This is a genomic window from Pseudomonas syringae, assembly GCF_002157375.1.
In the GTDB taxonomy this organism is placed as follows: domain Bacteria; phylum Pseudomonadota; class Gammaproteobacteria; order Pseudomonadales; family Pseudomonadaceae; genus Aquipseudomonas; species Aquipseudomonas syringae_T.
In genome coordinates this window covers 147,558-166,626 of the sequence record NZ_MTSA01000009.1, presented here as the reverse complement: position 1 = coordinate 166,626, position 19,069 = coordinate 147,558, and the positions used below count along the sequence as shown (strand labels likewise).

14 protein-coding genes are annotated in these 19,069 nt (G+C 59.8%); 3 read left to right on the top strand and 11 right to left on the bottom strand.

The window, feature by feature from the left end:
• Positions 1-7: 7 nt before the first annotated feature.
• The 7 genes from BW686_RS13565 to BW686_RS13535 form a co-directional block, all read right to left on the bottom strand.
• The gene (locus BW686_RS13565) at positions 8-1,483 is read right to left on the bottom strand and encodes an ATPase domain-containing protein (RefSeq protein WP_084917506.1); all 1,476 of its coding nucleotides are present in this window, start codon (positions 1,481-1,483) and stop codon (positions 8-10) included.
• On the bottom strand, positions 1,480-1,860 hold the full coding sequence (locus BW686_RS13560; RefSeq protein ID WP_084917504.1) for a hypothetical protein: 381 nt from the start codon (positions 1,858-1,860) through the stop codon (positions 1,480-1,482). Before BW686_RS13560 ends, BW686_RS13565 begins: the two co-directional genes overlap by 4 nt.
• Positions 1,861-2,065: 205 nt before the next feature.
• Positions 2,066-3,016, bottom strand: coding sequence for an alpha/beta hydrolase (locus tag BW686_RS13555; protein WP_084917502.1), 951 nt, complete (start codon positions 3,014-3,016; stop codon positions 2,066-2,068).
• A gap of 48 nt (positions 3,017-3,064) precedes the next feature.
• Positions 3,065-4,087 (bottom strand): transketolase family protein, encoded by a 1,023-nt coding sequence (locus BW686_RS13550; protein WP_084917499.1) that lies wholly within the window; start codon positions 4,085-4,087, stop codon positions 3,065-3,067.
• Entirely contained in the window at positions 4,084-4,932 is an 849-nt protein-coding gene (locus BW686_RS13545; protein WP_084917497.1) for a transketolase, read from the bottom strand. The genes BW686_RS13550 and BW686_RS13545 overlap by 4 nt, the downstream gene beginning before the upstream one ends.
• 18 nt (positions 4,933-4,950) lie before the next feature.
• Entirely contained in the window at positions 4,951-6,252 is a 1,302-nt protein-coding gene (locus tag BW686_RS13540; protein WP_084917494.1) for an MFS transporter, read from the bottom strand.
• Positions 6,253-6,352: 100 nt separating this feature from the next.
• Entirely contained in the window at positions 6,353-7,102 is a 750-nt protein-coding gene (locus BW686_RS13535; RefSeq protein WP_084917491.1) for an SDR family NAD(P)-dependent oxidoreductase, read from the bottom strand.
• A 186-nt stretch (positions 7,103-7,288) separates the two neighbouring features.
• Here BW686_RS13535 and BW686_RS13530 point away from each other — a divergent pair, with 186 nt between their 5' ends.
• Complete coding sequence (locus tag BW686_RS13530; protein WP_084917669.1) at positions 7,289-8,206, top strand: LysR substrate-binding domain-containing protein; 918 nt, start codon at positions 7,289-7,291, stop codon at positions 8,204-8,206.
• A 17-nt stretch (positions 8,207-8,223) separates the two neighbouring features.
• On the opposite strand, the gene BW686_RS13525 is transcribed toward BW686_RS13530, so the two are convergent.
• From BW686_RS13525 to BW686_RS13515, 3 genes are all read right to left on the bottom strand, one after another.
• Positions 8,224-9,168 carry a bestrophin family protein gene (locus BW686_RS13525; protein ID WP_084917488.1) on the bottom strand — a complete coding sequence of 315 codons (945 nt, stop codon included), beginning with the start codon at positions 9,166-9,168 and terminating at the stop codon, positions 8,224-8,226.
• Between the two features lie 180 nt (positions 9,169-9,348).
• A complete protein-coding gene (locus BW686_RS13520) occupies positions 9,349-10,566 on the bottom strand; it encodes a pectate lyase (protein WP_084917485.1) in 1,218 nt (405 codons plus the stop codon).
• Between the two features lie 245 nt (positions 10,567-10,811).
• A complete protein-coding gene (locus tag BW686_RS13515) occupies positions 10,812-11,576 on the bottom strand; it encodes a hypothetical protein (RefSeq protein ID WP_143514187.1) in 765 nt (254 codons plus the stop codon).
• Between the two features lie 196 nt (positions 11,577-11,772).
• On the opposite strand from BW686_RS13515, the gene BW686_RS13510 reads away from it, so the two are divergent.
• The gene (locus tag BW686_RS13510) at positions 11,773-12,162 is read left to right on the top strand and encodes a type III secretion system chaperone (RefSeq protein ID WP_084917480.1); all 390 of its coding nucleotides are present in this window, start codon (positions 11,773-11,775) and stop codon (positions 12,160-12,162) included.
• 49 nt (positions 12,163-12,211) lie between these two features.
• Here the strand turns inward: BW686_RS13510 and BW686_RS13505 are convergent, their stop codons facing one another.
• On the bottom strand, positions 12,212-17,209 hold the full coding sequence (locus tag BW686_RS13505) for an AvrE-family type 3 secretion system effector (RefSeq protein WP_086934814.1): 4,998 nt from the start codon (positions 17,207-17,209) through the stop codon (positions 12,212-12,214).
• A gap of 217 nt (positions 17,210-17,426) precedes the next feature.
• Between BW686_RS13505 and BW686_RS13500 the strand changes: the two genes are divergently transcribed.
• A complete protein-coding gene (locus tag BW686_RS13500; protein ID WP_084917475.1) occupies positions 17,427-18,878 on the top strand; it encodes a lytic transglycosylase domain-containing protein in 1,452 nt (483 codons plus the stop codon).
• Positions 18,879-19,069: the final 191 nt, after the last annotated feature.

Below are 19,069 nucleotides of genomic sequence, written 5' to 3'. Positions count from 1 at the left end.
GTCTGACTCAATCATTTGTATCCCCGGTCAGTGCCGCTCCTGAATGCTGTCTGGTAGGACGGCCACCCAGCAGGCCTTCCTGATTCGACAGCCGTTCACCAAGGTGTATGCCGTCTTCATCGATGACGTACTGGCGAAGCTCGTTGGAGTGCGCGCTGGCCCTGATCTTCACGACGGCCATGATGCGTAGCAGGCGGCTGTCTACCTCGATGTAGCGCTGAACAATGATCGCGTCGGTGAGAAACGCCGTGCCGTAAGGGCTGAAGCGCAGGTCGGTATAACGGTCTTCCAGTTCCGAGGTGAGCAGCACGCTGACCCCGACGCTGGTCAGCGCGGTGACCATGCGTGACAGCGACTCGCGAAAGTCGTCACGGAAGGTCGGTGCCAGCGCGAGTTCGAATCCGGACAGCGAGTCAATGACCACACGGGTGGCTTTCAACCGGGTGATCTCACTCAGGATCAGCTGCACGATCTCGTCAATGGACAGGTCCGGCGCACGGTTGTCTACCAGGCCGACCTGTCCTTCCTGGATCAGGCTCGCGAGGGCGGTGTTCTGAAAATGATTGGGACGCTGTTCGAACACCGCGATAACGCCGGTCTCGCCATTGCGCGCGCCTTCAGCGAGAAAACTGGCGGCCAGAATGCTTTTCCCCGAACCTGACGGCCCGGCCACCAGCAGCGAATACCCGCGAGGCAGGCCTCCGCCGAGCATCTCATCCAGCCGCGGTACGCCCATTTTCAGGCGTTTGACCGGAAATTCAGGCGCTGCTTCAACCGCATCAAGCCTGGCCGGCGCGAACACAGTGATACCGGCGTTTGCGATGCGGAACGTATGCAGACCGGGCAGCGTTGGCTGGCCGCGCATCTTCATGATTTCCATCTTGCGCACCATCGAGTTGCGCTGAACGCTCTGACGAAGCCAGATCAAGCCATCGGCGACCGTGAAAATCGGATTGGTGTCGGTTTCATTGAAGTATTCACCGATCAGGAAGGTCGTTGCCTGCCAAGTGGTCATCAGCATGCCCAGCTGCTGGACGAACTGTGGCAGGTTGTTGTTCGGGTTGTGCTGCGTCTGGCTGGCCAGCACCACGGAGCGAAACGAGTCGACAAACACCAGCGCCGGGGAGTGGGTCTCCACCTCGCTGACAATGCGCCGTAACACTTCATCGAGGTCACCGGCCAGGGTGTCATCGGCCAGATTGACGTAGCGAATCGACTGATTGATCGCTGCGCTGTCGAAAAAATCGAATTGCTGCTGGTAGCGAAGCATCTTCAGCGGCGGTTCGCCTAGCACGGTGAAGAACAGCGCCGGGCGTTCGGGCGTCGCCAGGGCAAACATCATCTGGTGGGCCAGTGTGGTTTTGCCACAACCAGGCGGACCGGCGATCAGGTTGAACGAAAACTCCGGCAAGCCACCGCCCAGGACCTCGTCCAGTCCTGGCACACCGGTGGCCAAGCGGTTGATAGTCACTTTGGTGCTCATGGCGAATTTTCCTGCAAAGGGGTGTCGCTCAGGGCGGGCGCCCATACGCTACTCAGCAAACGTGCGGTGAGCGACGGCCCGATCAGCGTGGTCAGAAGCTCGTAAAGGGTGGTCAGCAGCGTTTCTCCGAAAAACAGCATGTCGGTTTTGCTCTGCTCGACAAGGATCGCTTCGAGTGCTTTGAAGTCCATCGGGAACTGCACGGTGTCGTAGGTGCCAGCCAGGCGCTGATGCGCACCGATGCAAAGATGGAAACTGCGACGATAGAGGGCGGCAACCCCTTGCTGGCCAATGATAGGCGTCAGGGCTGCGTCGATATCCTGCAACACCGAGACGATGGTCTCGGCAGCTTTTGCAGCGTCAGCGGTGGGACCCATACGTAGCGCCAGAGAGGCTACGATGTGGCGGCTCTCTTCGCTTTGCAAGGACATGGCTGACTAATTAGGTGGTGGGTAATCCTTGATGGTACACCCTATGACCGCCGATAGAGTGCCCTTCGACGGAAAGGGTTGGTCAGGGGCTGAATTCTGACGACCACCACCTCGGCAGCTGGCGCTTGAAATTGCATAAGCACTGCGCGGTTCAATCCGAGTGCGCAACAATCATCCTGCTGACGGCGCGGGCAACGTCCTGCTGCGCCTGTCGGGTTTGCCATCCCGGTAACTGATCGAACATGTGTGGCACTCCGGGGTAAACGTGCAGTTCCACGTGTACCCCGGAGCGCGACAGTGTCAGCCCGAACGCCAGGTCTTCTTCCAGAAACAGATCCAGCGCGCCGACGCAGATAAACGCAGAAGGCAGACCCCTTAAATCGCTGGCCAGTGCAGGGGAGAACAGCGTGGCCCGATCATCATCCAGCGCGTAGTCACTGCGCAGGCAGTCCCAGCAAAACCGGTTGGCCTGACGCGACCAACTGACGGTGCCGGTGGTCGGGTTGGAGGGCGGCGCATCGGTCGAACCGGTTCTGTGATCCAGCATCGGATAGATCAGAACCAGCCCTGCAGCTTGATGAACCGCGTTGTCTCTTGCCCGCATGGCTAACGCCGCCGCCAGCCCGCCGCCGGCGCTGTGGCCCATGATCACCACATTGCGGATGTCCATACCCAGCGTGTGACCCGTCTGGAAAATCCACTCCAGAGCCGCATGGCAGTCCTCGAGCGGAATCGGGAATGCATGCTCGGGCGCGAGCCGGTAATCGACGGCGACGATGATTGCGTTCAGCTCGATGGCCAGTTCTGCCAGGTAATCATCGGCCATTTCCGGTCTGCCGAGCACAAAGCCGCCCCCGTGGATGTACAGGATGACCGGCAGCTTCTTCTGATCAGACGGCGGGTCAGGCCGGTAAAGGCATAGCCTGACGCGGCTGGCCGGTTCGTCTGTGGTCCAGTGTTGTTCGCCCCTTGAGGCCGCCGCCGATGTCCAGGTGGAACTGACGCGGGCCCTGATCTCGTGGAGGGTGTGCAGCGTCCAGTGGCTGGAAGGCTCGTCCAGGAACGAGCGATAGGCCGGGTCCAGCAATTCATGTGCGTCCAAGGGTAACTCCCGATGCGCAGGGACAATTGTCGCTGCGCAGTTCAGTGCCTAAAGCCAGGCCTTGATTTGCGCGCAGACCGCCGGTGTGGAAATGCCGTAACGATCATGCAGTGTAGGCAGCGCGCCGGCATCGAGAAAGGCGTCCGGCAGGGCGATCTGCCTGAAGGTCGGTGTGACGCCATTGCGCAGCAGCACCGTCGCCACGGCTTCGCCCAGCCCGCCGATGACCGAATGGTTTTCAGCGGTGACCACCAGCCGGCCCGGTTTTCGGGCTTCGGCCAGAAGGGTCTGCTCGTCCAGCGGCTTGATGGTCGGCACATGCAGCACTGCCACATCAACACCGTCGGCCTGAAGTGCCTTGGCGGCTTCCAGTGCGCGCATGGTCATCAGGCCGGTGGAAATGATCAGCACGTCGTTGCCGGTGCGCAAGGTTTTGGCTTTGCCGATCTCGAACGTGTAACCGTATTCGTCCAGCACCAGCGGTACGTTGCCGCGCAGCAAACGCATGTACACCGGGCCTTGATGCGCGGCAATCGCGGGCACGGCCTGTTCGATTTCCAGCGCATCGCAAGGGTCGACAATCATCAGGTTGGGCATGGCCCGGAAGATCGCCAGGTCGTCGGTCGCCTGGTGGCTGGGGCCGTAACCGGTGGTCAGCCCTGGCAGGCCGCAGACGATCTTGACGTTGAGGTTGTCTTCGGCAATTGCCATACAGATGAAGTCATAGGCGCGTCGCGACGCGAACACCGCATACGTGGTCGCGAACGGCACAAAGCCTTCCCGGGCCATGCCAGCTGCCGCGCTCATCAACAACTGCTCGGCCATGCCCATCTGGTAAAAGCGTTCAGGGTGCGCTTTGGCGAAGATGTGCAAGTCGGTGTATTTCGACAGGTCAGCCGACAGCCCGACGATGTCCTGGCGTTGCTCTGCCAATGCAGCCAGTGCATGGCCGAACGGCGCAGCGCGAGTGGCCTGGCCTTCGGACGCGATGGACGCAATCATCGCCGAGGTCGTCAGTTTTTTCTTCACGGCGCCCGAAGCAGGCGCCGAAGGGTGATTGGCGGAACTCATACGGTTTTCCCCTCGTCGAGGTTGTTCAGCGCGATGTCCCATTCATGCTCGTCGACGCGGATAAAGTGGGTCTTTTCACGGGTTTCCAGAAACGCCACGCCCTTGCCCATTTTCGTGTCGCAAATGATCACCCTGGGCTGTGCGCCGTCGTGTTGGCGAGCGGCGTCGAAGGCCGCGACCAATGCGTTCAGGTCGTTGCCGTCGACCCGCTGGGTGAACCAGCCAAATGCCTGCCAGCGATCCACGATCGGTTCAAACGCCAGCACCTCACTGGAGTGGCCATCGGCCTGCTGATTGTTCACGTCGATGATCGCGATCAGGTTATCCAGCTTCCAGTGAGAGGCCGACATGGCCGCTTCCCAGGTAGAGCCTTCGTTCAATTCTCCATCGGACAGCAGGTTGTAGACGAAGGCGCTGGAGGCCTTGCGTTTCAAGCCCAGGCACGCGCCGACCGCTATGCCCAGCCCATGACCCAGCGAGCCACCGGTAATTTCCATGCCGGGGGTGTAAGTCGCCATGCCTGACATGGGCAGACGGCTGTCATCCGAGCCGTAGGTTTCCAGCTCATCGAGCGGGATGATGTCGGCTTCGATCAGCGCCGCGTACAACGCAATGGCGTAATGGCCGATAGAAAGGTAAAACCGGTCGCGCTGTTCCCACTCAGGGTTTTCCGGCTTGTAGGTCATGGCGTGGAAGTAGGACACCGCGAGCAGATCGGCCGCGCCCAATGCCTGCCCGACATACCCCTGGCCCTGAACCTGGCCCATGCGCAAGGCGTGTCGACGGATGTTGTGAGCACGCTGCGCCAGTGAGGTGGAAGGTGCAGATAACGTAGTGGCTGTCATGGTGATGACTCCGTTGATTCAACGATTGACCGAGGCGGCCGGGATGCGCAGTACCAGAAAGGCGCCGACGAACAGCACCCCGGTGATCAGGTACATGCCAATGGCGCTGGAGCCGGTCAGGGTGGTGATCCAGCCGATCAGGTAAGGCGAGCAGAAGCCCGCGAGATTGGCGAAGCTGTTGATCCCGGCGATTCCGGCGGCGGCAGAAACGCCCCCCAGCAGGGTGGTGGGCAGCATCCAGAACATCGAGGACGCAGACAGGATGCCCGCCGCCGCGAGGCACAGGCTCAGCACGGACAGCAGCAGGTTGCCGCCGAACAACGCCGCAAGGCTCAGGCCCAGAGCACCGGCGATCATCGGGCCGACCAGGTGCCATCTGCGTTCGCGGTGTTTGTCGCCGCTGCGGCCCATCAACAGCATGACGACGATTGCGCACAGGTAGGGAAGGCTGGTCATCAGGCCGATGTGCAGCGGGTCGGAGACGCCCGCATTACGAATCAGCGTCGGCAGCCAGAAGGTGATCGCGTACTGGCCCATCACCACGCAGAAGTAGATGCACGCCAGCAACCAAAGCCGACGGTCACGGATGAACGCACCGATCGAGGCGTGTACAACCTTCTGGCTGTTGTCTTCTTCCAGCTCCTTGTTGACCAGCGCTTTTTCATCTTCCGAAAGCCAGGTCGCCTGATGCACGCCATCTTTCAGGTAGCTCAGCACCAGCAACCCGACGATCACGGTGGGAATGGCTTCGAGGACGAACATCCATTGCCAGCCGGCCCAGCCATGAACACCGGCAAAGCGGGTCATGATGTAGCCTGACAGCGGACCGCCGATCATGCCGGACAGCGGGATGGCGATGAACCACAGCACGGTCATGCGCGCGCGGCGATAGGAGGGGAACCAATACGTCAGGTACAGCAGCAGACCTGGCGCCAGACCGGCCTCGGCAACCCCGAGCAGAAAGCGCAATGCGTAGAACTGCCAGGCGGTTTCTACGAAGGCGAAAAGGGCGGAAATGATGCCCCAGGAGATCATGATGCGGGCGATCCAGCGTCGTGCGCCGACGCGGTGAAGGATCAGGTTGCTGGGCACTTCACAGAGGAAATAGCCGATGAAAAACATCCCGGCGCCCAGGCCGTAGACGGTCTCGCTGAACGACAGGTCGCTCATCATCTGCAGCTTGGCAAAGCCGACGTTGACGCGGTCCAGGTACGCGCACAGATAGCACAGCATCAGGAACGGCATCAGGCGCCAGGCGGTTTTGCGGTAGGCATTGGCACGCGCGGTCGAGACCGCGTCGAGAGTCATGGTGGTGATCATGATGGTCTGATCTCTTGTTTTTATAGACCGCCAGACCACTGCCTGGCGGACCTTCGATCCAGAACAAACACGGGCCGTTTGCCGACCCGCCCACGCGGGGTCAGTGAATCAGCATGCCGCCGTTCACATCCAGCGTGACACCGGTGAGATAAGACGAAAGGTCACTGGCCAGGAACAGCGCGGCGTTGGCCACATCCTGTGCTGCGCCCAGCCGACCCAGCGGAATGCCGTCAATGATCGCGTGGCGCCGCTCATCCTGCATCAGGCCACCGGTGATATCGGTGTGGATCAAGCCGGGCGCGATAGCATTGACACGCACCTGATCCGGGCCGAATTCACGCGCCATCGCCTTGCCCAGGCCCAGCACGCCGGCTTTTGCCGCGCTGTAGTGAGGGCCGCCGAAAATACCGCCGCCGCGTTGGGCGGAAACCGAGGACATGCACACGATACTGCCGCTGGATTGAGCGCGCATGGTCGGGATCACCGCTTGCGACATGAGCAAGGTGCCGCGCAGGCTGACGTCGAGCACTTTGTCGTAATCGGACGGACGAATGTCCAGGGTCTTGATGGGCTGGGTGATGCCCGCGTTATTGACCAGAATATCAATGCGGCCAAAGTGCCCGATGACCTTGGCGACAGCTTCTTGAACCTGTTTTTCATCGGCGACGTTGGCCGCCAGGCCCAGATGACCTTCGCCCAGTGCAGCGGCGGCGTCGCGCGCGGCGGCCTCGTCCAGATCAATAATCACCACTCGCGCACCGTGCTGAGCGAATGTGACTGCCGTCGCCCGGCCGATGCCGCGCTCTGAAGCGGCGCCGGTGATGATTGCGATTTTGCCTTGAAGCAGCATGAGGGATTCCTCTGATTATTTTTATGGGGTCGATTCATGTGATCGATGATTCAGAGTGTTCCCGTCGCAGGGCCTGAGCAATGCCGCAAAAATCACTGGGTGCTGAAAAAAATTCACCTCTCGTCAAGTGCTCAGGCGAATGGTTGAATGCACAAAACCCTGTTGAATGGACCCATCGGAGCTTTCATGCGGCTTGATGACGACGCCCCCCAGAGCCTGCCACCGCTGAAAGCGCTTCAGGCCTTCGAGCAGACGGCCCGCTTCGGCAATCTTGCCAGAGCCGCCGAAGTGCTGAACCTGACCCCATCCGCTGTCAGCCATCAATTGGCCAGGCTGGAGGCGTTGATTGGCCGACAGTTGTTTGTCCGCGCCGCGCGCGGGGTCACGTTGACGCCGGTCGGCGAACAGTATCTGAAAGATGTCTCTGGGCTGCTGCACAGCCTGGCGGTTGCCACCGAGCGTGCGGCCAGCGATGTCAGCCTCGATTGCCTGCGCCTGCATTCCGCACCCAGTTTCGGGCTGCTCTGGCTGATGCCGAGGCTGGAGGCGTTTCGGGTGACTCACCCGGATATTCAGATCAACCTGTCGTGTTCGTATGAGTCGCTGCATTTCAGTCGCGACAAGATCGACGTTGATATCAGGCACGGGAGGCCGAACTGGCCGAGCTACGAAGTTCGCACCCTGCGTGACGAGCAATTCGCCGTGCTGGCGTCACCGACGTTGCTGGCACGCTCTGCGGTCAACACCGCCGCAGACCTGCTCGACGGTGAGTTGATTCTCTCCGAGGCCACCCTGTTGAAATGGCCCGAATGGTTCGCCCGACACGGCCTGTCGCGCCCGGAGAACCCTTACGCGCTGAGTTTTGACCGCTCGTACATGACGCTGGAAGCGGCCAGCCACGGTCTGGGATTTGCGCTGGAAAGTACCTTGCTGGCGCAAAAATACCTCGTCAGTGGCGAGCTGGTCGAAGTGGCCCCCGAAAAACTGACCGCCCCGGTCGCGGCGCATCACCTGGTGTTCCCCAAGGCCCATTCAACGTTCCCCAGGGTCAGGCGTTTTCTCGAATGGATGGAGGGTGAGCTGGGGCAGGGGTTTGTGTTTTGACGCTCATCAAACCGCCATTAGATAGCCAGTCGATGGGTCCGCCACAGGCCACTGTCCTGGCTTTGCCGAGCCACCGCCGTCGCCTGTTTTTCCGGTGCATCGAACATCGAATGCAGGTTCTTTTCGATGGTGTTGCACAGGTCTTCCATGCGAATCCGGTGCTGGCTGTTGCCGAACGGCGCTTGCAGGTCGGTGCCGATACGGTCCATCGCCAGCAGCATACAGCCGACGACTGTCGAGATCGCCGGGGTGAACCAGCCCAGGGTCGTCACCATGCTCAGCGGCATGATGATGCAGAACAGCGTGCTGAACAGCCTTGGAAAGTAAACGTAGGGGTAAGGCAGCGGGGTATTGGCAATTCGCTCCATGCCGCCCTGGCAATTGGACAGCTCGACCATGGTCGACTCCAGTCTGGCCAACCGGATGCTGTCGATGCGTCCGGCGGCAAACTCCTGCGAAATGATCGCGGCTGAGCCATTCAGAATGTCGTTGGGGAAGTTGTTGCTGTGCGAAGCGCTCTGAATCTCTTCAAGCGACAGCAGGCCATTCAGTTTCGCGGTGCCGACGTTGCCTTTCAGGTGCGCGCGCAATGCTCGCAAGTAGGCCACGTGACGCTTGAACAGCACGGCTTTGATCGGGTTGTCGCAGTCGTTGCGCTCGCGATCGATCAAGGTCAACACCTGACGGCCGAAGCTGCGCGAACTGTTGACCATCGCGCCCCACAAGGTGCGCGCCTCCCACCAGCGGTTGTAGGCGCTCGAATTGCGAAAACTGATCAGCACGATAAGCGCCGAACACAGCAGCGTCAGTGGCATCAGCGGCAGGTCTATGCCCGCGCCTTGTACCAGCATGAAGTCCATCGTCACGGCCACGTCCCAGAGCAGAAGCCAGAACAGCGACCAGCCCACGTAAGTGACCGTTCTGCTGACGCACAGCCATTTTTTTTCAAAAGGACCAGGCATTGCGGCACTCCTTTGCTGGGTTGGAAGAAGGAAGGGCAGGCGCTTGATGAGCCAGCCACGCTGCCAACTTACTGAACCCGGCTTAAAGCTCGCTTAATTCCTTGTGAAACGGCTGTAACGAAAAGAGGGGCGTATTCGACTGAATGCGCCCCTCTTTTGCCTGCCGGTGCTTGCAGTGTGTCAAAGCTCCGTGTGCTGAGTCGACGCTCTGGTTTTGTCGTAGGCGTGTTTGACATCGGTCATGGCGATGTCGCCAGTTGCCAGTTTCAGGTCATCACTGTCGCTTTTGACGAGGGCGAACTTGCCGTGGTTGGCGTCCACGCCGTTCAGCTCGATGCTCATGTCATCGAATTGCTTGCCGCCGTTGGTGCGCACCATCGTGCCGAAATCGTCGGCCTTGAAACCATCGACTTTGAGGTGAGTGTTGGCGTTGAGTTGAATGATCTTGTCGTCTGCGCCTTTTGCGCTGCTGTTGGTGATGTCCAGGTTGGTCACCTTCGCGCCGCCTTCACCTTTGACGGTGATCAGGTCTTCGCCGACGTTCTGGGCATGCAGGTTATCAATGTGGACTTCCTGAGCATTTTTGGCGTTGACGTGAATGCCGTCCGCCTCATTCTGACCCAGGTTCACATTCTTCAAGGTGGCGCCTTCAGCGAGCTCGAACAGAGGCTTCTGGTTTTCGCTCTGGTCGCCGTTGCCCAGTGCGTTGCTCGCTGTGAAGGTCTTGCCTTGACCGTCGTAGGTCTCGCCGGCACCGACCTTGATGGTCTGGTTCACAACGACCGTGTCGCCGGAAGTTTTGGGTGTCTCCACAGGACCCGCACCGGTCGGTGTGCTGTCTGTACCGGAAGCCGTTGTGCTGTCGTTGCCTGTTGGGGTGGTCATCGGGCTTGAAATATCGCCGGTATTACCCGTTGTTGAAGCCGGGGTGTCAGTGCTGCCGCCGCCTGTTGCGGCGGGCGTATCGCCGCTGCCACCGCCTGCTGTTGCAGGCGTACTGCCGCCACCGCTGTCGGCGGACGGCGGGGTGCCAAGGCCATTATTGTTCTGAGACGAATCCTGCCCAGGGTTCTGCTGCTGATCAGGGGTCTGCTTTTTCATCGGGTTCATGAGCATTTGCAGCAGCGACATGAGCAGCGCACTGAGCAATTTGACGACGTTGGATGAACTGTCACCGGTCTTGCTGCTGTCTTGAGAACTCTGGACCGTGTTGTCAGGTGTTCCGAAGTTGACGTCTTGCTGTTTGTCGCCCCCGAACAGCAGGGCTTCAGCGTTCACGGCCTGATCAGTGTTCTGTCCGGTCGCCGTGGTTTGCTGCGGGCTTTTACCGCCCAACGCCGAGAAATCCAGCGAGGTCGAGACGGGTGAGTAAGAGGAAGGGGGTATACCGATGCTCATGATGCTTTACCTCGATGGGTGGACATATGAACCGGCGTCATGCTCCAGGCTTATCCGAGATGAACGCCGCGTCCCTGTCGGTTCTATAGGTCGATGAGGTTGTTGCCTTGAAGGTGCCCGAAGTGAGTGGCCGGGCGTGATGATGAGTTCCAGAAACAGGGTTGGGGCTGTTGACGTGCAGGGCGAGTCGACACTGTCGACGTCGCCCTGCACGCGCGCGAGGGATCGAGCGACGCGGTGCCTGATCAGTCGGTGGCGTCTTTGGTGCTGACGCCGGCTCTGGACCTGCTCAGCCGCTGATTGTTGTAAGGGTCGAACTCAAGGGACTGGCCCAGAAACTTCCAGTTCACCGAGTCCCTGTCGAAATGCATCATGTTGAAGGCCACTGGCGCTCTGGAGTTATCGTCATGGTAGTCATCAGCGTCAAAGGAGCTGATCTTGCTGCCCGATATCGCGCGGACCTTGTTGTTGACGCTACTGCTTTCCGGATGCTGATTATGAAACACACGCATGTAGTCAGCCCTGTCGGGGTGTTCCCTGACTTCAATCGAGCACCCGTTCATGCCCGGCGTGAAGGCAAACGGTGCCGCATCCTGTGCGTGGGCATACCGTGGGTCCTTGGGGATGTCCACATAGCCAGGCGTATCATTTCCGCTTTTGAACGGTATCCAGTGGGCATGAATGACTTTTTCCCGATCTGCAGCGCTTGCGGCGTTGACATGCGTCAGCATGAAGTTGCCGGTGTGCTCGTCGTGAACCATTGCGAAGTGGCCCTGTTTGATCGTATTGGTCAATAGCTCATTGGTCAGGCGATCGCCCATTCTCAACACCTGCGAAGCATCGACATTATAGTTCGCAAGAAAGCGTTCAGGGTTCGCCTTGAACGCAGCGGTGTGCTGAAGCGTGGCGCGAGACAAGCTGGAAACACTCGTTGCGCTGGACGCTCGCGAAGCTTCAGACGTGCTTGAGCTGCCGTAGTTATGAAAACTGGACGAAATTCTATTAAACATAATGAGTCTCCGGGTAGACGCGATGCGTGTGACGAACGTGCTCTCCTGAGTAACCGCTTCCATCAACCCCCGGTGTGTGGTCGTGTCCCGGATTCGGTTCCGTGACGTGGGTAAATGCCGGTCTCAAAGGAACCGCGGTGGCTCAAACGCCACTCAGTGCCTGACCAGCCCAGGCTTTCCTTAAAGGACTATACCGATGAGAACCTCGCCACCCGATTTCTCCCGCTTGATCACGTCGCTGGGGACCCAGCTCGGCACTTCACTGACCTTGCAGAACGGCGTCTGCGCCTTGTATGACAGCCAGGATAACGAAGCTGCGGTCATCGAGTTGCCCGAGCACAGCGAGATGGTCATCTTTCATTGCCGCGTAGGCCGGTGCCCGGAACGGTCTTCCGATCTGCAGCGGTTGCTGAGCCTCAATTTTGACGTCGCCCGGCTGCACGGTTGCTGGTTTGCGGTCGATCAGGGCGATGTGCGCTTGTGCGCTCAGAAGGAGTTGGCGTCGCTCGATGATTCCGCGTTCTGTGACGTCACTCGCGGGTTTATTTCTCAGGCCCGCGAGGCCCGCACATTTTTGCAGGCTTGAAGGCAGAAGAGGCGCCGCTTCACTGCGGCGCTTTCTGTTAATCCTGTTGTCAGCTTTTCAGTTCGAACCCTGCCTGCTTCAACTTTTCAGCCGCCTCCTTGAGTGACGCCGAGGGCCGCGACAGTTCGCCGTCGAAGGTGTAACCAATCGGCTTGTCCTGGTCTTCGCCATAAATGAAGTTGATACGTCCGAGGGTTTTGTTGACGCTCAGGTTGGCGCCACTGTTGTAGCTGAGCAGCGGTGTCGGGGACGTGAAGTTTTCGGCCTGGGTCGCGGTATGGAAGACCGTCAGCCGTTTGATCCGCATGTTGTTACGATTCTCCAGCATTGCGGACAGGTCGCTTTGCGTCAGGGTGCCAGTGCGACTGCCTTCGTCAATTTCATCGATCAAGGCGTCTTTGGGTTCCAGGCGCACACGGGCAAGCGTGCCGTCGCTTCCTTCCAGCTCCTTGAGCATGGCGCTGAGCTTGGGGTCCTGTCGCATGAATTCGGCAACCCGTGCCGCATTGCCCGGCGCAGAGGCATCGCGCACCGAACTCATGATTCGGGTCAGTATGCTTTCCTGACTCAGCCCCGAGAGGTTGGTTTTACTGGTTTCGAAGCGTGCGTCATTCAGAACGCTGTGCTTATTGACCGATGCTTCCTGCTCGACGGTTGCGTGTTTCAAGTCACGCAGTGCTTTGTACTGTTTGTCGTTCTGCGACACCGCAGTGGCAAACAGCGCATTGAGCCCGTCAAGCCGGGCCTGAATGGCCTCTGCCGGGCTCTTGCCGACATAGCGTGCATTGAGAGGGTCGGCCAGTTCGGCCAGCCCGGTTTTTACCGTGTTGTTCTTGAAAGCCTCTCCAAGGCTTTTCGACAACTTGCTCAGGCCTTCCGAGGTCAGGGGCTTGGCGACGTTGTAGCGGAACTTGACCCGTTTGACGGTTCTGGCATCCACTGTCGCGGTCCCTGCAACGCCCAGGTTGTTGGCTGCGGACTGACTGGCCGGTGTCGCACCGGGCGCGCTTGCCGGGTTGGCGTGGGTGCCGCCCAGTTGCCCGCGTGCCTGGCCGCCGAGCGTCAGGCTGTTGAACCAGCGCGGGCGGTTTTTGCCGCCTTCGCGTAACGCTGTCTTTTCGTTTTTCTGGGTCAGTGAGTAGTCGGTGTACGACATCAGGTTGACGGTGAGGTTTGCCGCGATGCCCAGGCGTGCAATGGCGGAAAAAGGCTTGCTGCCCTCTTTGGACAGATTGAAACCGGCACGCAGGTCGGTATTGCCGCTGATCGTGATGTCGGCGTTGAACCTGCGAGCCTCGTAATGCTCGTGGTCCACCGCTTTTTTCAACACGTCCAGCGGGTTCAGCTTGCCCTCGAACAGGTCATCGACAAACCCGTCGATGTCTTCGTCCGGAACATTGAATACCACGCCAGAGCGTTTACTGGCGGCCAGGGTGGCTGTCACGTCCCCGCCGACGCGGAAGTTGGGGGTCATCTTGCGATCGTTACCGATATCGACGCTTCGCGCCGGGTTGTTTGCGTCGAAAAAACCTGGCCAGAAGTCATTGCCACCGCCAACACCGCCGCTGATGTTGCCTGCGGCTTCGCTGATCAGGTACAGCGTAATGCCGCCGTCGGTACGCTCGGCGTTGAGAATGTAGTTGCGGTTACCCGTGGCTCCCGCCGTCGGGAACGGCCCCAGCCCCTTGTCGGCAATGACGGTCAGCGGGCTGGTGAGGTTCAGCCCGTAACTGCGTTGCAGGCCTATTTCGTCGTCGCCATGCTCCAGCTGTTTGAGCATGCTTTTGAATTTTTCGGCGAGTTCTGCCTGGTCTTTACTGCCGGTGGCGGCACGCATGTTGACGCTGACCGCATGATCAGGCTTTTTGAACGACTTCAGGAACGACTTGACCGCTTCGTAACTGCTTTCCATGGCCGCGTTGTCAGTGAAGCCCATGTCCGTCACCCGTTTGACCGGATTTTCGCCGTAGGTCTTATCACGCAGTGTGGCCAGTCTGTTCTGCAGCGTCGTGGTATCACTGTGCGGCGTCAGTCGCTCGATTTCGTCCACCAGGCTGCTCAGGTTCTTCAGGGTCACCAGGTCCAGTGCCAGCCGCGCTTTGCTCAAGCCATGGTCTTCGTGTGCGTCACGCCGCTGCCCCAACGGTATCTCGGCTTTAGGGTGGCTCAGTTTCAGGCCATTGCTTCTAAGTGTTCCAAGCAGTTTCTCGGTGGGGTTGTCCGCTGAGGGTCTGACCTGGGTGAGGGCGTTCTGCAGTTCTTTGACCAGATCATGCCCGGAGCTTTTGAAGTCGAGTCGCGCACGCAGTGCTTCGAGCCCTTTGCCGAACTGAGTGCGCACGGAAGGCCTGGCCAGTTCGCCATGCTGATTGAGCAGGCCGTCCTGCTGCCGCAGATTTTTTACGCTGCCGTAGCTCTGACCGATGGCCATCAGCGTGGTGTAGGTGTGATTCTCCAGCTCATCGCGAAAGGCTTCCAGTTCCTTGACCAGGGTCGCGCGCTCTGGCCCCGGCGCCAGTGCAGCAATGCGCGCTTTCAGATCGCGACCTGAAGCCGGCGGCTCTCCTCCGGCCTCATGAATCAGCTCCAGTTGCTTGAACAGCATCGACTCGCTTTCGTACACCTCGTTCAGGCCCTGACGGCCATGAAAGCTGTGTTGAATATAGTTGCCTGCGTTCTTCATCCAGCGGGGCGCTTCTGCGGTGTTTTTATAAATGTTGGCGCGTATGTACTCCCGAGTGCTGGGGCGATTGCGTTTTTCCGCGCCGCCAGCCCCCAACACATTGACGTCTGTCCTGACCGTCAGACCGGTGCCGGGAATACGCCAGGTCTTGTTGGATCGCTTGATTCGGGCATGCACGTCGTTCAGGCCGTTCTCTTCCACCGGTCGCTGCTTGAAAGCCTGCCATTTGCCGTCCTTGAGCTGCATCAGGCCTTGCCCCGGCGCGTCTTCGATCTGGGCGCTCAACAGGTTGTCATCATTGGTGAACAGCGCTTTGATCGGTTGACTCTGCGGCGTGCTCACAGGTGTCCACTTGCCTTGCAGGAGATCTTCCAGTTTTTCTGCTTGCCAGGTTTTTCTGGGCAGGCAGTAAAGCCCGCCGGTGCTGGTCAACGCGTAGAGGTTGCGTTTTTCGTCCAGCGAGAGCTCTTTGATGTCACCTTCCAGCCCCGGGAACTCCAGGAGACCGGGCACGTGGTCTTTTCTGTGGGCGGTCAGGCAATTCTTGTCATCAAGGGCCACGAAGCAGTTGTCGCTGACCATGGCGAACGCGGTGATCACCCGGCCCTCCAGCCCTTCGATTTCCTTGCCCATCTCCACCTTGGTCGAGCGGGCCGTCTGGGCCAGCGCGGTGTTGTGATCGAAGGCCTGGTTGGGGTGCGAGGGCGTCACGGTGAGTTTGAGCAGCTTGCCGCCTTTGAGCACATAGGCATTGCTGTCAGCGCCGCGTTGCAGGCGGTCGATGTCTTTTATCCCGGCATCTTTCCAGCATTGCGGTGTTGCGTCCCAGCGCTGGATGCGCCCTTCGCTCATGCCCACCAGCCCCGAGCGGTCCAGATTGAGTCGGTTTGCCGGTGCGGGCGCCGGCGGCATGGGCAGCCCGCGCGTGTTGTCCAGCACCAGCGCATTGGTCAGGTTCCAGCCGCTTTGCAGTGTGGCGCCTTGTTCGTCGAGCGCATGCGAATGCACCTCGCCCTGACGGTTCTTGATCAATGCATGGAGGCGGCCGTCATCGCCACTGATGAACCCGGTGACGCTGTGATGGCCGCCCATCGGTTGATCGGCCAGCGTATAGCCGGTCTGCTCGGGCATGAGGCGCAATGTCAGGTCATCGTTTTCGAAGGCACTGCGTTCGGCGCTGTAGAGCCTGCCCTGAGTGTCTGCGACAAACAGACGGTTGGCGCTCAGACCGATGGCCGCCGCCTGCGCCTGACCGCCATCGAGTTCCAGCGTCCTGGTTTTTTTCGGGGTCAGCCCACCGATCACCGGGCTCATGTCGGTCAGCAGGACCGTCTGCGTGTCCGTGCCGCTGAGCAGCGCCGCCGTGTTGTCTGGCGCGACCGAGAATGACGTCAGGTCGTTGACCTCGACGTGGGGCATGAACGGGCTGGAAAGATCGACGACGACATCATCACTTTTCGCGTAGACAGAGCCGTTACCGCCCAGTGCCAGGCTATTGAAAGCAATATCCTCCATGCCTTCAGACGCTCTCCATCGGGCGCTTGCAGGGTCAAACTGATACAGCCGGTCGTCATGCACACGCAAGCGATCACCGTGGGTGGTCTGGTACACGTCAGTGATCTGAGCGATATGTGCCTTGCCAGGTAATTCCTGACTTTTGCGTGCGCCGGGAGTGGTTATATGGATGTGGCCATTTGCGCGCTCCAGCTGCACGGGCGGTGGTTTCTTTCCTTTTACAGGGACTGTTTCGGTGCTGCTGCGAAGCAACGCCAGCGAACTGTCGTCCTGCGCCAGGTGCAATAGATGTCCATTGGCCTGAAGCAGCTGATGGCCCTGCACGCCGTGCGTACTCTGATGGGCCAGGTAGGTTTGTCCGGAGTCCGCGAGTATGCCACTCAGCAGCGCAGCCATGCCCGGGGTGCTGAATGCAGAGAAATCGGGCTTGCCGTCGGCACCCAGTTTGAGGGTGCCTTGTGGGGGCGCGTTGCGAACCAGTTGCTCGTCCTTGAACGTGAAACGACCGCCATCGCTGCGTTCCAATCCAGTCCTGCGGGAGGAAGACGGCTCGGTTGGGCGAGGTTCACGAGCGACGCTCCGGGCGTTGTTTTCATTGGCATGAGGACGGGGGGAATGTGGAGGGCTTGCACTGGGCGGCCTGGCCGCTGCCTGCTGCGGTGGTCTGGATTTCTGAAACACCTTGCCGAGGCTTTTCAGCATTCCTTTTCCGACACTCTTCAGCGAGTGTGAGGCGCGTTGGGTCGGCTGTCCGGTTCGTTGTCTCAGCGCTGATCCGCTGTCAGCAGCGCCTGTCGATTGAGGGTGAATAACGCTTTCAGTGTTCCGGTTGATCGTCGGTGCCTGCACAGTGCATCTCCCTGTCCATTTTCGCCTGTTGGTGGCGGGTGGTAATCCTGAGAGGAATCCTTCAGTCGGTGAGTGGCAAGACAGGCGCACCGGTTCCATAAAAAGCCGCATCACGGAAACGATTCACAGGTACACGTCCATACGTGGAATCCGCGTGACAGGGAACTGGAAAGGCCGGCGTACCACGTAGGGGGACACGTTCAGGATATTCCCGTACATGCCAGCCGCCGCCTATCACGTTTCGAGCCCTCGCTTGCTGGCTCGCTCGGTCCGGATTGCCGTTCTTGCGCTCGGCTCTCTGTGCGTGGGCTGCCAGTCAGTGGACCATGCTGCGGCGCGTCAAGACCGTATGCCGCGTCTGGTCACCGGGCTGGTCTATCAGTCGGATGAGGCTCAGGCAGACTCGGGTGCGGCGGCGATGTCCGATCTGCCCGCCTATAACGGCGAGGACGTGTGGCAACGGGTTGCTCAACGCTGCCGTCTGGTGGACGGGCAGGGCATCAATGAACGTATTGCACGCCAGCGCGACTGGCTGCTAAGCAATCGAGGTTTCTTGAACGGCGCAAGCGGTCGGGCTGCGCCTTACCTGCATTTCATTGTCGAGCGCCTGGATGAGCGCAACATGCCGCTGGAGCTGGCGCTGTTGCCCATGATCGAGAGTTCCTACAACCCGCTGGCCAATTCTCCGGCTGCCGCAGCGGGGCTTTGGCAGTTCATCCCGTCCACCGGGCGTGAATTCAATCTGCATCAGAGCGCCACGTACGACGCCCGTCGTGATGTGGTCGCGTCGAGCAAGGCTGCGATGGATTACCTGACGCGCCTGCACGATCAATTCAACAATGACTGGCTGTTGGCGCTGGCAGCTTATAACGCGGGCGAGGGGGCTGTCGGACGAGCAATCGAGTCCAATCGGCGCCGTGGGCTGCCTGTTGATTACTGGCATTTGAATTTGCCCAGAGAAACCCAGGATTACGTGCCGCGCCTGTTGGCCCTGTCGTTGGTGGTTCGTAACCCCGGAGCCTACGGCGTGAAGCTCACACCGGTCGCCAACACGCCGTATTTCGATGTGGTCGAGCTCAACCATGCGGTAGACCTCACTCAACTCGCTGCCACCACAGGGGTGGACGAGGCTCAACTGCTGCGTCTCAACCCGGCGTTCTTGAGAAAAAAGACGCCGGAGGGGCCGGGGCATTTACTGATACCCAAGGCCCATAAGCAGGTTCTGACGGCGGGTATCGAGCGCATCACGGGGGAGGCCCCGTCACTGGCTGCCATTCCACAACCGCGTGCAAAACCGGTGGTCGAGCGCATGCCACTCCCTCAGTCGGTGCGGGTGGTTGAACGCGAGCCGCTGCCAGCACCGGTAAAGGCCGTCGCAAGAGAACCGGTGCCTAAACCCGTGCTGAATGCCCAAGTGGTTGCAGAGCAGGCGCCGGTGCATGAAGCCGTTGAACCTGCGCCGGTTGCCAAACCGACCACATCACCCGAAACGGCACAGCTTGCGTCGGTCACCGAGCCTCCTTCAGCGGTCGGAACGGTGTACACCCGGCAGGCGATTGATGACCGTTCGTCGCCTCGCAAGCGTGAGGAGTTCGAGAATCGCGTTGGCCCACGCGAATTGCCCACTGGCCCGCGCGTGGTTGTCTACGCGAGTGATCCACGCCAATAACCGTTGTTTTTGGCGTCCCCCACATTGAAATCACCTGAAAAATGCGCCTTTTTGGTGCTTTTTCCTGATTTTCAAGCATTTAGGCTGGCTCGGAATGAACAACGTTTTTGCTCTTTTTGTGGATTCAGGTCCTCAAAATGAAAAACGAAGACGCTCTCTGCGAGTTGCTCAAGCCGTTATTTTTCAGAACT